The organism is Delftia lacustris (assembly GCF_040267515.1).
Lineage (GTDB): Bacteria > Pseudomonadota > Gammaproteobacteria > Burkholderiales > Burkholderiaceae_C > Comamonas > Comamonas tsuruhatensis.
This window is the reverse complement of sequence record NZ_CP141274.1, coordinates 726,933-742,871: the sequence shown is the minus strand read 5'-3', so window position 1 is coordinate 742,871 and position 15,939 is coordinate 726,933. Positions and strand designations below refer to the sequence as shown.

The 15,939-nt window shown below is 62.8% G+C and carries 14 protein-coding genes; 8 read left to right on the top strand and 6 right to left on the bottom strand.

What is annotated here, in order from left to right:
- Positions 1-9: 9 nt before the first annotated feature.
- Genes flgK through U6958_RS04850 form a run of 3 tightly spaced genes read left to right on the top strand, consistent with a single transcriptional unit; the run spans position 10 to position 4,511 of the window.
- Entirely contained in the window at positions 10-1,974 is a 1,965-nt protein-coding gene (gene flgK, locus U6958_RS04860; protein ID WP_034366512.1) for a flagellar hook-associated protein FlgK, read from the top strand.
- A gap of 23 nt (positions 1,975-1,997) precedes the next feature.
- Positions 1,998-3,197 (top strand): flagellar hook-associated protein FlgL, encoded by a 1,200-nt coding sequence (gene flgL, locus U6958_RS04855; RefSeq protein WP_074923327.1) that lies wholly within the window; start codon positions 1,998-2,000, stop codon positions 3,195-3,197.
- Positions 3,198-3,218: 21 nt separating this feature from the next.
- Complete coding sequence (locus tag U6958_RS04850; RefSeq protein ID WP_074923328.1) at positions 3,219-4,511, top strand: HDOD domain-containing protein; 1,293 nt, start codon at positions 3,219-3,221, stop codon at positions 4,509-4,511.
- Positions 4,512-4,667: 156 nt separating this feature from the next.
- Here U6958_RS04850 and U6958_RS04845 read toward each other — a convergent pair whose 3' ends face one another.
- The 6 genes from U6958_RS04845 to U6958_RS04820 all read right to left on the bottom strand — a co-directional run bounded on the left by U6958_RS04845 (position 4,668) and on the right by U6958_RS04820 (position 12,157).
- The gene (locus U6958_RS04845; RefSeq protein ID WP_016449305.1) at positions 4,668-4,967 is read right to left on the bottom strand and encodes a flagellar protein FliT; all 300 of its coding nucleotides are present in this window, start codon (positions 4,965-4,967) and stop codon (positions 4,668-4,670) included.
- 2 nt (positions 4,968-4,969) lie between these two features.
- Entirely contained in the window at positions 4,970-5,383 is a 414-nt protein-coding gene (gene fliS / locus U6958_RS04840; RefSeq protein WP_016454333.1) for a flagellar export chaperone FliS, read from the bottom strand.
- Between the two features lie 104 nt (positions 5,384-5,487).
- Positions 5,488-6,909, bottom strand: a complete 1,422-nt coding sequence (fliD, locus tag U6958_RS04835) for a flagellar filament capping protein FliD (protein ID WP_074923352.1) — start codon at positions 6,907-6,909, stop codon at positions 5,488-5,490.
- A 176-nt stretch (positions 6,910-7,085) separates the two neighbouring features.
- Positions 7,086-7,958 (bottom strand): flagellin domain-containing protein, encoded by an 873-nt coding sequence (locus tag U6958_RS04830; protein WP_016454335.1) that lies wholly within the window; start codon positions 7,956-7,958, stop codon positions 7,086-7,088.
- Between the two features lie 288 nt (positions 7,959-8,246).
- Positions 8,247-9,104, bottom strand: coding sequence for a flagellin (locus U6958_RS04825; RefSeq protein ID WP_016454336.1), 858 nt, complete (start codon positions 9,102-9,104; stop codon positions 8,247-8,249).
- Positions 9,105-9,352: 248 nt separating this feature from the next.
- Positions 9,353-12,157, bottom strand: a complete 2,805-nt coding sequence (locus tag U6958_RS04820) for a tetratricopeptide repeat protein (protein ID WP_074923329.1) — start codon at positions 12,155-12,157, stop codon at positions 9,353-9,355.
- A gap of 359 nt (positions 12,158-12,516) precedes the next feature.
- Between U6958_RS04820 and U6958_RS04815 the strand changes: the two genes are divergently transcribed.
- Genes U6958_RS04815 through U6958_RS04795 form a run of 5 tightly spaced genes read left to right on the top strand, consistent with a single transcriptional unit; the run spans position 12,517 to position 15,935 of the window.
- Positions 12,517-12,741, top strand: a complete 225-nt coding sequence (locus U6958_RS04815; protein ID WP_074923330.1) for an acyl carrier protein — start codon at positions 12,517-12,519, stop codon at positions 12,739-12,741.
- Between the two features lie 5 nt (positions 12,742-12,746).
- Positions 12,747-13,799 (top strand): ketoacyl-ACP synthase III, encoded by a 1,053-nt coding sequence (locus tag U6958_RS04810; RefSeq protein WP_074923331.1) that lies wholly within the window; start codon positions 12,747-12,749, stop codon positions 13,797-13,799.
- Complete coding sequence (locus U6958_RS04805) at positions 13,799-14,557, top strand: SDR family NAD(P)-dependent oxidoreductase (RefSeq protein WP_074923332.1); 759 nt, start codon at positions 13,799-13,801, stop codon at positions 14,555-14,557. The genes U6958_RS04810 and U6958_RS04805 overlap by 1 nt, the downstream gene beginning before the upstream one ends.
- Positions 14,554-15,294, top strand: a complete 741-nt coding sequence (locus tag U6958_RS04800) for an SDR family NAD(P)-dependent oxidoreductase (protein WP_074923333.1) — start codon at positions 14,554-14,556, stop codon at positions 15,292-15,294. The genes U6958_RS04805 and U6958_RS04800 overlap by 4 nt, the downstream gene beginning before the upstream one ends.
- The gene (locus U6958_RS04795; RefSeq protein ID WP_074923334.1) at positions 15,294-15,935 is read left to right on the top strand and encodes a NeuD/PglB/VioB family sugar acetyltransferase; all 642 of its coding nucleotides are present in this window, start codon (positions 15,294-15,296) and stop codon (positions 15,933-15,935) included. The genes U6958_RS04800 and U6958_RS04795 overlap by 1 nt, the downstream gene beginning before the upstream one ends.
- The last annotated feature ends 4 nt before the right edge of the window (positions 15,936-15,939 follow it).

Here is a 15,939-nt window from a genome sequence, read left to right as displayed (position 1 = left end):
GAACACGCCATGAGCCTTTTGAACGTCGGATCCCGCGCCCTGATGGCGAATCAGATCGCCCTGCAGACCACCGGCCACAACATCGCCAACGTCAACACGGCCGGCTACTCGCGCCAGAGCGTGGCCTTCCAGACCTCGCCGGGCCAGAACATGGGCAGCGGCTACATCGGCAATGGCGTGGATGTGAACACCATCCTGCGCAACTTCAACGAGTTGCTGAACCGCCAGGCGGCCACGGCCAGCGCCGTGTCGGCGGCCGATTCGGCGCGCGCCACCTCGCTGGCGCAGATGCAGGAAGTGTTCAGCGGCGGCAAGACCGGCCTGGGCGCGGCCATCACGGACATGATGAATTCGTTCGGAGATGTGGCCGGCGCGCCCACCGACCCGTCGGCACGCCAGGTGGCGCTCACGCGCATGAACGAGCTGGCGGCGCGCTTTCGCTCGGCATCGGCCCAGCTCGACGAGCTGGACTACAGCGCCAAGCAGCAGATGGGCAATGATGTGACCGTGGTCAACAGCCTGGCTGGCCAGGTGGCCACGCTCAATGCGCAGATCAGCCGCTCCATCGCCTCGGGCCAGACGCCCAACGACCTGCTGGACCAGCGCGACCAGTTGGTGCGCAATATCAACAAGTATGTGCAGACCAGCCAGATCCCCGCGGACGACGGCACCATCAGCCTGTTCGTGGGCGGCAGCCAGCCGCTGGTGCTGGGCTCCAGTTCGGCCCAGCTCACGCTCAAGGAGGCCACGGAGTTTCCGGGCAGCGGCAAGATGGCCCTGTACTTCCAGCAGCCCGGCGGCCAGAGCGTGGAGCTGACGCCCTCCATGCTGGGTGGCGGCGAGATCGCCGGCCTGCTGCAGTTCCAGGGCAGCGACCTGACCGAGGGCCGCAACCTGCTGGGCCGCATGGCACTGGCCATCGGCGACACGCTGAACCAGCAAAACAACCTCGGCCTGACGCTGTCGGGACAAAGCGGCAGCAATCTGTTCAAGCTGTCCATGGTCAGCAACGGCTCGACCACGGGCGCCCAGTGGACAGGTGCCACCACGCCGACGACCACGGTGGTCGATGCCAGCCAGCTCAAAGCCTCCGACTACCAGGTCGTCTTCGGCAGCACGGCCCCAGCGGGCAAGGTCATCCGCCTGTCCGACGGCAAGGTCACGGACTTCACCGACATGGCCGACCTGAGCTCCAAGGAGATCGACGGCCTGCGCTTCGACCTCAAGGCCGAAGGCGTGCAGGGCAACTCCATCCTGTTCCGCCCCATGGCGGCAGGCGCCCACGACATCCAGGCCGCCGTGCACTCGCCCAACGACCTGGCCGTGGCCAACCCTGTGGCCGCCAGCATCAAGTCCCTGGGCGACGCCACGCTGCAGATGGGCGGCATCCAGGTCAGCGCGGGCTTCGACCTGTCGACCTTTGCCGGCGCCGAGGTGTCGTTCAGCAAGAACGCTGCCGGACAGCTGGAGTACACCATCACCCCGGCACCGGCAGGCGGCATCCCGGCCACGGGCCTGTACACCTCCGGCCAGGCCATCCAGCTGGCGCCGGGCCTGCAGGTCAAGATCACCGGCACGCCCGCCATCAACGGAACCAACAGCGACAAGGTCACGCTGGGCAAGGCCACCGATCCGCAATACGGCACGGCCTACCAGCGCGATGCCGGCAATGCCAGCTCCTTCCTGGCGCTGCGCGACAGCAAGCTCTTCGATGGCTCGACCACGCTGAGCGACGGCTTTTCCACCGCCATGGCCCAGGTGGGCACCCGCACACAGAGCGCGCAGTACGCGGCCAAGCTGTCCGAGACCATCGCCAAGAACCTGGAAGCGGACCGCACGGCCGTCTCGGGCGTGAACCTCGACGAAGAGGCCGCCAAGCTGCTGCAGTACCAGCAGTCCTACCAGGCCTCGGCCAAGATGCTGCAGGTCGCGCAAAGCATTTTCGACAGCGTTCTGCAGACCGTGGGCCGCTGATCACAGGACAGGAGCATTCCACCATGAGCATCTCCCGCATTGGCACGGCCAACATGTACGAAAGCACCATCAACAACCTGAACTCGCGCAATACGAGTCTGGTGGACCTGATGGAAAAGACCACTTCCGGCAAGCGCGTGGTGCGCGCCAGCGACGACCCCGTGGCCGCCGCCCAGGCCGAGCGCGCGCTCACGCGCATCTCCCGCTCGGAAAACGACCAGCGTGTGCTGGGCCTGCAGCGCGATGTGATGGCCCAGGGCGAATCCAAGCTGGGCACCGCCCACGACGCGCTCAAGGACTTCCGCGACCTGATCCTGCAGTCCGGCAATGGCTCCTATGACCAGAAGGCGCGCGATGCGCTGGTGCAGCAGCTCGAAAGCATACGCAACCAGGTGCTGAGCTACGCCAATGCCAAGGACTCCAACGGCCTGCCCATCTTCCGCGGACTGGGCAGCAAGGAAGACCCTCTCACCAACGGCAACCCCGGCACCAATTCCCAGCTGCAACCGGGCCAGGCCACGGGCAGCGAAAACGGCCTGCCGCTGGCGCTGGACGGCTTTGCGACCTGGATGAACGTGCCCACGGGCAACGGCGTGTTCGCCGTGACGCGCCAGTCGCCCACGGGCAGCTCGGCCTATGCCGACCTGGGCACGGTGTCGGACCCCAGCGCCATCACGGGCGCCAGCTACACCCTGAATTTCACCAAGGACGCCACGACGGGCGCCCTGAGCTACACCGTCACCTCCGGTGGCACGACCGGCACGGCCGTTCCCTACACGGCCGGAGACACCATCACCGTGGGCGGCATGTCGATGAAGATCTGGGGCAACCTGGCCACGGGCGACAGCTTCACGCTGGGCCCCAGCCAGCGCACCGACCTGTTCAGCGTGCTGGACAACGTGATCGCGGGCGTGAAGAACGGCGCCACCGATGCCGGAGCCATGCAGCAGGCGCTGGGCCGCGGCCTCAACGAACTCGACGCCGGCATGAGCCGCGTCCAGGCCATGCGCAGCTTCGCCGGCGACCAGCTCAACCGCGCCGACCGCCTCGAAGACGACATGAAGAACCAGGCGGACCAGCAGGAAGCAGCGCGCTCGCGGGCCGAAGACATCGATATGATCAAGGCCCTCTCCGATGTGGACATGCAGAAGGTGGGCATGCAGGCGGCCTTGCAGTCATACGCCTCGATCCAGAAACTGTCACTGTTCAACTTCATCAACTGATAACCGCCCGCGCATGCATCCATGGTCCAGTCCGTCCTGAGCTCTCTGACCTTCGGCTATAGGCCGCTCTGGAACCAGGCCCGCCGTCTGGCGGGCGTGCAGCTTTATCTTCACGAGGAGCCCGGCGTCCAGGCCGACGTGGCCCACCTGCTGCGCATACTGCGCGAGACCTGGGGCACGCAGTCGCCGCCGGTGCTGCTGTCGCCCCAATCCCGCCAGGTGCTGTGCGACCTGCTGGAGAACGCCTCCAAGGGAAGCCCCTGGATCGAAGTGCGCGGCGACTGGCTGCAGGACTCCGCCATCTATGACCTGGTGCGCCAGGCCCATGCGCGCGGCCTGATGCTGGTCTGGCGCGGCCCGCTGTCCGACGTGCCCGACGCCCAGGCCGCCCACTGGTTTGCCAGCAGCCTGCTGCATCTGCCGCCCGAAGGCGCCTCGGGCATGCCCAATCAGACCGTGCTTGCGCTGCAGCAGGCCGCGCAGGCCGCCGAAACGCCGACCAAGCTCCAGGCCCTCAAGCAGGCCGCCAGGCCCGCCCCCACCCTGCCCCCCCTGCAACTGCTGGGCGGCCAGATGTATGAAGGGCTGGAAAGCCTGGCCCTGGCCGATCTGTGCCTGGACAGCTTCCATGCGGGCGCCATCGCCGGCTGGCCCGTGGCCGATGCATTGCATGCCCAGCGCCATCACCCCGCCCTGCCCAGCCGCGACACCGTGCTTGCGCTGATGCGTGCCGTCGATGCCGAGCAATCGCTGGAAGCCTTCGAGCAGATCCTGGGCGAGGACCCCATCCTGGCCTATCGCTTCATGCTCTACACCAACTCCGCGGCCCTGGGCCTGCGGGGCAATGTGGACTCGCTGCGCCGCGGCCTGGTGATGCTGGGCTACGGCACGCTGCAGCGCTGGCTGTCGGACCAGTTGCCCCACGCCTGCACCGAGCCCAGCCTGATACCCGTGCGCACCGCCATCCGGCTGCGCGCCAGCCTGACCGAACGCCTGATCGAAGCCGGCATCAGCCACGACCTGCAGCGCGAGGTCTATCTGCTGGGCCTGTTCTCGCAGCTGGACCAATTGCTGGGAGAGCCCCTGCCCACCGTGCTGCGCCGCGTACCGCTGTCCGAACGCGTCTTCGACGCGGCCGTGACGCGCACCGGCCCCTACGCGCCGGCCCTGATGATGGCCATTGCGCTGGAATCCGACGATCCCGCACCGATTCGCCAGCTGCGCGAAGACAACGACTTCGAGATCGAGGACGTCAACCGCAACCTGCTGCGCATGCTCAGCGAACTGCAGGTGCAGCCCGCGCCGGCGGCCTGATCGATATACGGCGACCCGCAGCGGCCGAACCTGCGGCCTGATCTGCGGCCGCTGCCATCCGCAGATTCCACCCATGAAAAAACCGCCTGGATCTCAGGCGGTTTTTTCATGTCCGGCAGGAAGCTGCAGATGCAGCTGCCGCCGTCAGGCCATGGCTCAATGCATGGCGTGGGGCTGACCGTCGAACATGTGCTCGAACTGTGCCAGCCAGGGCTCGGCCAGCGTGCGGATCTGGGCATCGTTGCGCAGGATGCGCTGCATGATGCGCGCCTTCTCCTTGCGTTGCTCAGGCGCCAGCGGCTCGTCATGGGACTTGAGCCGCAGCTGCTCGATCAGCACGGCACAGGTGCCTTCGTAGCGCGTCACTCCCTCCCAATCCTTGTTCTGTGCGGCCTGCAGCATCTTGGCGCTGCTGTCTTCTATGGCCCGGTAAAAGTCAATCAATGTCAACTCCATTTCTAGGTCCCGGCAACGGCTGGCGTGTTGGCGATATCACGCCAACCATTGGCAATCGGAGCCAACACGTCCTGCGCGCTTTGCAGCAGCGCTGCGTCGTTGCGCAGATTGGCCAGCGTCAGCTGGGTGATGCTGTAGTCGTAGACGGAAATCAGGTTCTGTGCCAGCTCGCCGCCTTCATCGGGATTGACGGAGGCCTTCAGGCCTTCCTCCAGAATGCGCACGGCCTTGCCGATCTGCACACCCTTCTCGCCGATGTCGCCACGCTGCAAGGCTCCCTTGGCCGCGTTCAGCGCTTTCTCAAGCGCGTCGAACAGCAGCTGGATCAGTTGATGGGGCGATGCGCCGTCCACGGAGGACTGGACGCCGACCTGGGCATAGGCACTTGCAGCACGACGGTTGAGCGATGTGTACATGTTCGTTTCCTTGATGTCTTGTTCTTCGGCTGCAATGCCCGAAAATTTAGAGGCACCGGGCATTGGTTACAGAAAACAGGACCGCCGCTCCGCATGGCTCCTGTCTATTTATTCCACTGGGAAACCTGCTGGTTCATGTAGGCACTCAGCGCCGAATAGCCGCTCATCTTCTTGTCCAGCGAAGCGTACTGCTCACGCAGGCGCTTTTCCAGCGAATCGGCCTGGTCATTGATCCGGTCCTGGGACTTGCCGTTGCTCTTCTTGAGTTCCTGCAGGCTCTTGCTCTTGGTGTCGAAGGTGCCATCGAATTCCAGCGCCTTGCGCGTGAAATCCTTCATGCGCGCGGCCAGGCCCTGCGTATCAGGCTGCCCGTCCGTTCCCACCGCGGCAAACATCTTGCTCATGGACTCGGGGTCCTTCAGCGCTGCGTCCAGCTTGGTCTTGTCGCTGGCTGTCGTACCGTAGGCGAGCTTGCCGCCCTTTTGGATCTGAATGCCCATGTCCGACAGGCGCTTGAGCGTGTCCGCTGCGCCAGCAACCGTACCCGAGACCACGCTGCGCAGGCTGTTGGTCATGCCAACCGTGGTGGAGTCGCCCTGCAGCACGCCGGCGGCCTTGCTTTCGGCGTCGTACTTGGTCGAGCTGGCCAACGCGTCATTGAGCGCGTTGTAGGCATCCATGAAGGCCTGGATCTTCTTCTTCATGCCCTCAGTGTCCGAGGACACCGTCACCGTCACCGGGGTGGCGGCCGCCGTCACCTGGTTCACGGTGATGTTCAGGCCAGGCACGGTCTGCTTGAACTCGTTGGTGGTCGACTGCACCGTGATGCCATTGACATTGATCTCGGCATTCTGGGCGTACTGCGCCACGGAGCCCGTGGTTGCCTTGCCGTTGAAGGCCAGGGCCGACAGGCTGGCATCGCCACTGGCACCGACCGTGAAGCCGGCATCGGCACCCGTGGCACGCGAGCGCAGCACCAGGCGTTCACCCTGGGCATCCTTGAGCACCGACGCCACCACGCCCGTGCCCTTGCTATTGATGGCCTGGACCACGTCTTCCAGCTTGGCACCGGCCGCGATATCGATCTCCACGGGAGTGCCGGGATTGCTGAACTGGTCGCCAGTCTTGTCCCAGCTGCCCATGGTGATGGTGAGCTTGCCAGCCCCGAACTGGGTGGACGCCGGCATGACAGCGGTCGCAACAGACTGGCTGCGCGCCAGATCCGTCACCGAGATCACAGAAGATCCGGGCAGAGCATTGGCGTCCGTCACCGTGGCAGTCACGGCCGTATTGGTCGTGGTGGCATTGGTCAGGCGCCATGTATCGGCATCGGCCAGCGAAGTGGCCGCGTCCTGAAGCGTGGACATCAGGGACTTGATCTGCCCGAACGTGGATATCTTGGAATCCAGAACAGACGCTTTTTGCTGAAGCGGAACCAGTGACTGCCTTTGCAGGGCCACCAGTTTGGCGATCATCGTCTCGTCCAGGCCGCTGCCGCTGATGCCAGCTGAACTCAAGGTGGCCATGACCATCCCTTTCTAAGTGCAGAACACCTCCGCGCCACAGCGCAGAGCGTGCCCCTGCGAACACGCACACCAAATGCCCGAAGGCATTCCCCGGTATCTTATCGACCGGTTTCTCCCGAACCTGAGGCTTTTTTTGGCCGCGCCCTGCGCAGCCCGCCAGAGCCCCTGGCTCCCTCTTACTGAATCAGCTTGAGCACCGACTGGGGCAGCTGGTTGGCCTGGGCCACCATGGCTGTGCCGGCCTGCTGCAGGATCTGTGTGCGGCTCAGGTTGGCGGTTTCGGCAGCGAAGTCGGCATCCATGATGCGCGATCGTGCAGCCGCTGTGTTTTCCGAGGCAACCTGCAGGTTGGAAATTACGGCCTCGAAACGATTCTGCGCAGCACCGAAAGTGGCACGCGTGTTGTTGACTTCATCCAATGCTGTGTCGATGGCAGCCATCGACAGGCGTGCGTCAGCGGCGGAGCTGCTTGCACCAAGCAAGGAGCCCAAGGCGCCACTCAGCGTTGGGGGTGTTCCTGCAGTAACGCCCAATCCACCAGGCGCAGCAACTGACAGATTCACAGCAGAAATCGTGATCTGATTGTCAGCGCCAGTGTTAGCGCCCACCTGAAAAACTGTCGCATCCGCACTATTTAACAGTTGGCGACCATTGAAGCTTGTACTTCCAACTATGCGTGCAATTTCCTGCGCCAGCTGCTGAAACTCTTTGTTCAACGATCCACGGTCCGTCGAACCGTTGGTGTCGTTGGCAGCTTGAACCGCAAGTTCGCGCATGCGTTGCAGACTGTCGCCGATCTTACCTAGCGCGCCTTCCGCCGTCTGCGCCATGGAGATGCCGTCGTTGGCATTTCGCATGGCCACATTCATGCCTCGCACCTGGGCGTTCATGCGCTCGGCAATGGCCAAGCCTGCCGCGTCGTCCTTTGCACTGTTGACACGCAGGCCCGAAGACAGGCGCTGCATGGTGGTGCTCAGCGACGACTGGGACGTGTTGAGATTGCGCTGGGCGTTAAGCGAAACAAGATTGGTGTTGATGATGGATGCCATGGGGCAGCTCCTCGTTAGGCATGAACAATGGCCAACCGTTCGACGACCCCAAGCCGCCAGAACGCCAGAAAGCACGCCAGGACTTCCAGCTCTGCCTATCTGATGCCAACGATTGTGCGGAAAAGCCCCTGCGCCAAAGCGCCGATAAAGCCCATGATCCGGCGCCAATTCACCCTTCGAACACCCTCTTGGCCAGCCCTTTCGCCCATAAAAAAACCCCAGGCAGATGCCTGGGGCCTGGAGAATTCCGGCCGCCTCTTGCTTGGAAAGGCCGCCGGACTCGCACTATCAGCGCAGCAGGGCCAGAACGCCCTGGGGCAGTTGGTTGGCCTGAGCCACCATCGCTGTACCGGCCTGCTGCAGGATCTGCGAGCGGCTCAGATTGGCGGTTTCCGAAGCGAAGTCGGCATCCATGATGCGGCTGCGGGCCGAAGCGGTGTTCTCGGAAGCCACTTGCAGATTCGAGACCACGGCCTCGAAGCGGTTCTGGGTGGCCCCCAGCACGGCGCGCTCGGAGTTGACCTTATCCAGGGCCGTATCCAGGTTGCCGATCACGGTCGCCAAAGCGGTTGCATCCAGCGCTGCGGCTGCCGTGTTGCCAATAGAAGCGCCTGTGATGGCTGCGATGTCGGTATCAGTGCCCAGATTGGTCGTGGTCACCTTAATCGTGTCCTGGGCCGAGGTATTAGCACCGACTTGGAATGTGAAGCCGTCCGTGGTGGCGTCGGTGCTCAGAATCTTCTTGCCGTTGAAATCAGCGCCCTTGATCACGCGGTCGATTTCCTTGCCCAGCTCGACGAATTCCTTGTTCAGCGAAACCTGGTCCTTGGCGCCGTTGGTACCGTTACGGGCCTGCACAGCCAGTTCACGCATACGCTGCAGAGCGTCGGTCACCTTGGACAGGGCGCCTTCAGCGGTCTGGGCCATCGACACGCCGTCGTTGGCGTTGCGCACTGCCACGTTCATGCCGCGGACCTGGGCGTTCATGCGTTCTGCGATGGCCAGGCCGGCTGCGTCATCCTTGGCGCTGTTGACGCGCAGGCCGGAGGACAGGCGCTGCATGGTGGTGGACAGCGAGCTTTGCGAAGTAGCCAGGTTGCGCTGGGCGTTCAGCGATTGCACGTTGGTGTTGATAGACATGGCCATGGTGACAACTCCTAGTAAAGTCAGTTACGTCGCCGCCACGGTGCCCTCGCTTATCGCAAGGCGGGCGGCGGCGGCCCAATCCGACCATCGGCCGCTTTCACATCGAATTACGCGGCTTTTGGTGGGCTCAGGACTTTTTGTCCCTCTGCTGAGTTGGTTTTCGGAGCTGCCCCGGCGAACTTTAGGGGGACTTCACAAGATTTTTTGCACCGCGCGGCATGGCCATCCGGGCGGTGCGCGGTTCGCTGTTACAAAACGGGCGCTACAGGAGCGGCCAGACCCAGATCCTCATAGGAGACACGCAGATCCACCGGCTCCTGCCCCAGGCACCAGCGGGTCCAAGCCTGGCGCATCCCCATCGCCACCGAGCGCGCCACGATGTCCGCCTGTTGCGGCTCCTGGGCCTGCAGGCGTGCGCGCAGCCCTTGGCGTATCTGCTGCAGCTGCGGCAAATGTGCCTGCCAGTACGTAGCCTGGTCCAGCAATTGTGCCAAGTCCCGCGCTGCAAAGCCCTGCTCCAGGCCCACACGAGCCATCACTTCAGCCGACTGCCGCCCCGCCAGTAGCTCCCCCATCAGCGTCAGCGTGGGCACACCCATCCACAGTGCGTGGTTGGTGACCACTCCGCCCGTGAACGGCAGAGTATCCAGGCAGATATCTATGTCATGGTGGGCCTGCAGATAGTGCTCGAATCCCATCTGCTCCACAAAATCGACGCGCTGCACGGCCACGCCCACCTCGGCCAGCCAGTTGCGCAGGTGCTGGGGAGGACCGGAGCGAGGGCAGGCCGCAATCTTCAGCCGCGCCGTGGGCAGGGCACGCAGCACCTCGCCCCAGACTGCAACCACATTGCGGTTGATCTTGGACAGGCGGTTGAAAGAGCCAAACGTCAGGTGGCCATTGCGCAGGGCCGGCAGAGGCGCCACGGCTTCCTGGTGAATGCCGCCGTCAAAAACATAGGCCAAAGGCAGGCGCATTATCTGTTCGGTGACCTGCGTCTTGACTAGGCCATGATCCAGTACTAAGTCGCTAAGTACGATGTAGTCCATGGTTTCCAAGCCAGTGCTGCCTGGGTTGCCTATCCAAGTCAGCTGCACAGGTGCCGGACGTACAGCGAACAAGTCCAGTCGATGGCCCCGCGTGTGGCCACTGAGATCAATCAGTATGTCAATGCCGTCGGCCTGTACCAAGGCGGCCAGAGCCTGCACATCCATATCGCGGACGCCGCGCCACAGTTGGAATAGCCCTTGGAACTCCTTGGTAATCTCGTCGTGGATCTCGTTGTTGCAATAGGCGATGTGGACCATGCCGCCATGCTTTGACAACTCGCGCATCACGGGCAGGAAGAACTTGGCTGCCGCATGTCTGCGCAGATCGCCGGACACAAAGCCTACCCGCAATACCTTGCCAGGATCTCTAACATTGGTGAACTCCACGCGTTGCATACCGGAGTAGATCTGGCTCATAAGGGCCCCATACTCACGGTTAGCACGCCCCACCGAAACCGCCGAGGAACTTGGCGAGTGGATCATCGCGAACAACCTCGCGCTATAGGCCGGCTCGTAGTCCGGATGCAGCTGCGCCAGTTCGTCAAGTTGCTGCATGTGGTGCGACGCATCACCACTGCGCTCCAAGTAGGCGGCCCTTTGAAACATCAGCTGACGATCGCCGGGCAAACGCTCCAGCCCTTCCCGCAATGCCAAATCGAGCGCCGGCAAATCGCGCATCTCAAGCAGTACCTGACAACGCAGGGTATGCGCACGGGCATTGTCGGCGTCGATCTGCAACGCCCGAGTGAGCATTTCCAGAGCCTCGTCCCATTTCTTTTGCGCAAACAATGTGAAGGCGGTTTCGCAATACAGCACCACATTGCCCGGCTGCAGCTGTAGCGCCTTAAGTAGGCACGTTTCTGCTTCCGCCAGCCGTCCTCCTTCGCAGAGCAACAGGCCCAGCTTGAGCAGCAAGTCCAGGCTATCCGGCGCGATCTGGAGCGCCATCCGGTAGGCTGTTTCCGCTTGGAGCATCCAACCTGCTTGGCTCAATACCTGCGCGCTGGCTAGGCAAAGCCGTAAGTCCTGAGGCCGCTGCTTCATCAGTAGCACCAGAAATTGAGCGCATTCCTGGAGCCTGCCCGTGCACAGTAGTGCTGCCGTCAGGCGCGACAAACTATCAGCGTCGTCTGGATCCAGCAGCAGCGCGTTCACATAGCAAGGCAGGCTGTCATCGGTACGGTCCTGGGCACAAAGCGCATCGCCCAGATGCGAGAAAGCCTGGGTCCAATGCGGCCGCAGCGTCAAAGCCGCGCGCATCGCACGCTCGGCCTCGGCCGCATGGCCTGCCTGCAGGCAGATGCCCCCCAGGTTGAACTGCACCTCGGCATCGCGCGGCAGCAGAACGGCTGCCTGGCGCGCTGCCTGCAGGGCCGCCTCGATGCGGCCGTTCGCATGATCGGCTGCCGCCTTGAGCTTCCAGACCAGGCCGCTCTTGGGGTACTGGCGCACCAGCGAACCCGCCAGCTGGCTGGCCTCGGCATGCTCGCGCTGGGCGAACAACTGCATCAGCAGCCGCAGCTGCGCCTCGGGCACCCGGCCCCGGCCATCGCCGGCAGCAGACGCCATCTCCGGCTCAGCAGGCCCCAGCGGCCAACGCGCGGCCTGCTCCTCCAGAAACGCTGCGGCCTGGGCGCCCTGCACCAGAGCCACATCCTTTTCCAGTTGCTCCAGCGCAATCTCCTGCATGCCGTTGGCCCGTGCCACGTCGATCAGCGAGATGGCCATGTCCAGCAGCCCCTCGCGGATCAGCATGTGGATGTACAGGCGCCAGTAGCCAAAATCCGCAGGCCGCACGCCGATGGCCGCCTCCAGATAGGGCAGCGCCTCTGCGCTGCGCAGCTGATGCAGACCCAGCAGCTGGGCCATGCCGTGCAGGGCTTCGGCATGGGCAGGCTCCTGCTCCAGCACCTTTTCATAGGCTTGGCGGGCCTGCTCGAACTGCCACTGGTCGTGCAACTGGCGGGCCTGCTGCAAATGCTCGTTCGTATTCATCTTGGTCATCAAGGTTGCGGGCAAGCGCCCCACCACAGGCCCGGCACCCAGGCCGGCACCTACGCAAATACCGCCATCGTGCAGGCAAGCCGGCAAACACGGCCCCTGGATAAGCAGGCGCAAACCACATTTCTTCCACTTTTACCAAGCAGGCAGGTCACCGACTGCTACAAAACAGGAAGCGCGCCACGAGGCGGTGTGCCATCATCCGCCCGGTCCGCAAGAACAGCACCGCCCCTCGCAGCATCGGAACAAGGCTCGCTTTTGCCCACAGTTCCGACCTTCCAGCGCAGGGGCGCTCTGCGAAAATTCATCAAAGCGTTTGCCCTCATAGGCGGGCGCCCAGCCTATTTTCAGGAACCCATCCCATGCCCTCCATTGACCAATTCATCGAAAGCTTTCTGACCGCCGTGGACTTCCAGGAAGCCGTCGACGTGACCCCCGACACCGAACTCAAGAGCCTGCCCGAGTGGGACTCCCTGGCCGCGTTGGGCGTGATCGTCATGTTCGACGTCGACTACGGCAAGACCATCACCGGCGACGATCTCAAGAACTGCTCGACCATCGCCGATATCTACAAGCTGCTGGGATAAACATCATGGCGCTGTCCACTCTGCACAACGTCCGCTTTGCGGGCATGGCCAGTTGCGTACCACGGCATGTGGTGCACAACATCCATGACGTCCCGCCCCATCTGCGCTCCGAACGTGAACGCCTGGTGCGCAACATTGGAATCGAGACGCGCAGAGTGTGTCCAAGCTGGCAGTGCTTCTCGGACCTTGCATTCGATGCGGCCGAGAAGCTGCTGAGCGAACTGCAATGGGCCCGGGAGGAAGTTGACGCGCTGATCGTGGTCACTCAGTCGCCCGACTATTTGACGCCCGCTACCGCCATCATCCTGCAGGACCGGTTGGGCCTGCCCCACGGCACGGTGGCCTTTGACGTGAACCTGGGCTGCTCCGGCTATCCATTTGCCCTTCAGATCCTCGGGTCCATGGTGGCCGCTGGCGTTGTCAAAAAAGGGTTGATCTTGCTGGGCGATCGCTCCAGCTACAAGCACAAGGACCCCCTCAAGGATCCATTGTTTTCGGATGCGGCCACAGCAACCGCCCTGGAATACAGCCAGGAAGCCGCGCCCATGTACTTCGATCTCAACAGCGACGGCAGCGGCCACAAGGCGATCATGGTTCCTGTTGGAGGGCATCGGCAGCCCTTTGAGCTGGAGCACGCGATCGCACGCAAGGGGGAAGACGGCTTCTGGTACTCCAATCTGGATCTGATACTCGATGGGCCCGCCGTGTTGAGCTTTTCCACGCAGCGTATTCCACCCATGGTCGAGCAGCTAATGGCGCATGCAGGCATGGGCAAGGAAGACATCGATTACTTCGTCTTCCACCAAGCCAACCGAATGATCAACGAAACCATCCGCAAGAAGCTGGGTCTGAGCTCCGACAAAGTACCGTCCTCCCTGCAGGATTTTGGCAATACCAGTGGTGCTTCGCTGCCAGTGACCATGACGGTCCGCCTCGGTGACACGCTGTCTCAGGGCCGCCACAGGCTTTTGCTTTGCGGCTTTGGCGTGGGACTTTCATGGGGTGGCGCCATCGTGGACATCGATTCAGCGCACTTTCCCGTGTTGATCGAAATCTGATGGAAAAAGACGCCTTCTCACTCGCAGGCAAACGCATTCTGGTTACCGGAGCCTCTTCGGGCATTGGCCGACAAATTGCCATCAGCTGTGCCTTGATGGGCGCCGAACTCGTCATCACGGGCCGAGATCAGGAACGCCTGAAGGCGACCGCCGCCGCACTGGCAGGCAACGGCCACCGGTTCCTGGCCGCTGATCTCACAGCACCTGCGGAAAGAGACAAGCTGGTCGAACACGCGGGCATCGTGAATGGCGTCGCTCATGCGGCCGGCGTCTCCAGGCTGGTGCCGTTTCGCCTGATCAGTGAAGCACATCTGCAAGAGATGTTCGCAAGCAATACTTATGCGCCCATGCTACTCACACGTGCACTTATGGCGAAAAAACGGATCGCTGCCAAGGGATCCATTCTTTTCATTGCTGCCCTGTCATCACACAGCGGTGCGCTGGCCACGGCCGCCTATGCCGCCAGCAAAGCCGCTCTGCTAGGTGCCATGCGCTCGTTGGCGCTAGAGGTGGCCAAGCAGGGAATCCGCGCCAACTGTATTGCCCCCGGCTACGTGCGCACACCGATGCTGGACGGATTGAGCCAGGGGGGTGGCAGGATGGAAGAATTGTTCGCACTGACCCCCTTGGGAATGGGCGAACCAGAGGATGTGGCGCATGCGGCCGTCTTCTACCTCTCCGACGCCAGCCGCTGGATCACACGGAACCATTTCATTGTGGATGGCGGGTTGAGTACACCCATGGACATCTTCGCATGACGGAATCCGCGAGCTACCCCTTTTCCATGACCGGCAAAAAAGTACTGGTCACTGGAGCTTCTTCCGGGCTCGGCCAACATCTCGCCAAGGTGTTGGCGCGACGTGGCGCCCGCTTGGTGATCACAGGCCGTGATGCAACCCGTCTGCAGGCCACCCATGCAGCGCTTGAAGGCGAAAACCACCTGCCCGTGAACGCCGACCTGACCCAGGCAGATGACCGCGGGCGACTGATCCAGGCCGCAGGTACCGTCGATGGCATTGTTCACTGCGCGGGCCTGCAAAGGCATTGCCCCATACGTCAGTTGACCGAGGCAATGATGACCGAAATGTATGCTGTCAACTTTCTCGCCCCGGTCATGCTGACACAAGGCCTGCTGCGGACCAATGCCATCCGCGCCAAGGGTTCCATCATCTTCATGCTGTCCACCGCTGCGCATCTGGGAACGCGCGGACTCGGCCCTTACTCCGCCATGAAGTCCGGTCTGCTGGGCATCATCAGATGCCTTGCTCTCGAGCAATCCAGGCATGGGATACGTGTCAACGGCATCTCGCCGTCCGCCATCGCCACGCCGATGTGGGAGGCTCATCAGGATTTGCTCGAGCAGCAAAAGTTGCGCCACCCGCTGGGACTGGGTACGCCCGACGATGTAGCCCATGGTGCCATCTACCTGCTCTCCGATGCCAGTCGCTGGGTCACGGGAACCAGCCTCGTCATGGACGGAGGAGCCGTGATCTGATGAAAAAGGTCTACATCATCGGCGCTGGCGGGTGGGGCCGAGAAGTCATGGTGCAAATGAAGGACTCCCTCGACCATGGCCGTCACTGGACCATTGCCGGATTTCTCGACACACGCCCGCACATTCTCGACGGCATCGACTGTGGCGCCGCCATTGTCGGCAACCCCCTAAGTCATATTCCTCAGGCTGATGAAGCCTTCGTTTGCGCGATTGGCCTGCCGAGACCACGCCAGCAGTTCTCTCGGCCCATCCTGGAACGGGGCGGAGAATTTATCCATATACGCACGCCCTACAACACTGACGGCTATCTGAGCGTGCGTGTGCATCTGGGCATCGGCTGCTTCTGGGCGCCCCGTGTTCAATTCAGCCCCGATGTCTGGATCGGTGAATTTGCCAATATCCATAGCGGCAGCATCATCGGCCACGATGTGCGCATCGGGAACTATGCGCAGATAGGTGCTATGGCCTTTATCGGAGGTGGCGCCCAGATTGGCGACTACGCCATAGTGCATCCGCACGCCACAATCACGCCTGGTGTTCGCATTGGGGACGGAGCGACCGTAGGCGCGGGGACCGTGGTACTGAAGGATGTAGCTCCGGGCACCACCGTGTTCGGCAATCCCGCACGTTTGATTTTTTGACTCC

Coding starts and splice junctions, on each gene's coding strand:
- fliD (WP_074923352.1), bottom strand. CDS start 6,909: ATGGCCACCTTGAGTTCAGCTGGCATCAGCGGCAGCGGCCTGGACGAG.
- U6958_RS04810 (WP_074923331.1), top strand. CDS start 12,747: ATGGCGCTGTCCACTCTGCACAACGTCCGCTTTGCGGGCATGGCCAGT.
- fliS (WP_016454333.1), bottom strand. CDS start 5,383: ATGTACACATCGCTCAACCGTCGTGCTGCAAGTGCCTATGCCCAGGTC.
- U6958_RS04830 (WP_016454335.1), bottom strand. CDS start 7,958: ATGGCATCCATCATCAACACCAATCTTGTTTCGCTTAACGCCCAGCGC.
- U6958_RS04815 (WP_074923330.1), top strand. CDS start 12,517: ATGCCCTCCATTGACCAATTCATCGAAAGCTTTCTGACCGCCGTGGAC.
- flgK (WP_034366512.1), top strand. CDS start 10: ATGAGCCTTTTGAACGTCGGATCCCGCGCCCTGATGGCGAATCAGATC.
- U6958_RS04825 (WP_016454336.1), bottom strand. CDS start 9,104: ATGGCCATGTCTATCAACACCAACGTGCAATCGCTGAACGCCCAGCGC.
- U6958_RS04820 (WP_074923329.1), bottom strand. CDS start 12,157: ATGACCAAGATGAATACGAACGAGCATTTGCAGCAGGCCCGCCAGTTG.
- U6958_RS04845 (WP_016449305.1), bottom strand. CDS start 4,967: ATGGAGTTGACATTGATTGACTTTTACCGGGCCATAGAAGACAGCAGC.
- flgL (WP_074923327.1), top strand. CDS start 1,998: ATGAGCATCTCCCGCATTGGCACGGCCAACATGTACGAAAGCACCATC.
- U6958_RS04850 (WP_074923328.1), top strand. CDS start 3,219: ATGGTCCAGTCCGTCCTGAGCTCTCTGACCTTCGGCTATAGGCCGCTC.
- U6958_RS04805 (WP_074923332.1), top strand. CDS start 13,799: ATGGAAAAAGACGCCTTCTCACTCGCAGGCAAACGCATTCTGGTTACC.
- U6958_RS04800 (WP_074923333.1), top strand. CDS start 14,554: ATGACGGAATCCGCGAGCTACCCCTTTTCCATGACCGGCAAAAAAGTA.
- U6958_RS04795 (WP_074923334.1), top strand. CDS start 15,294: ATGAAAAAGGTCTACATCATCGGCGCTGGCGGGTGGGGCCGAGAAGTC.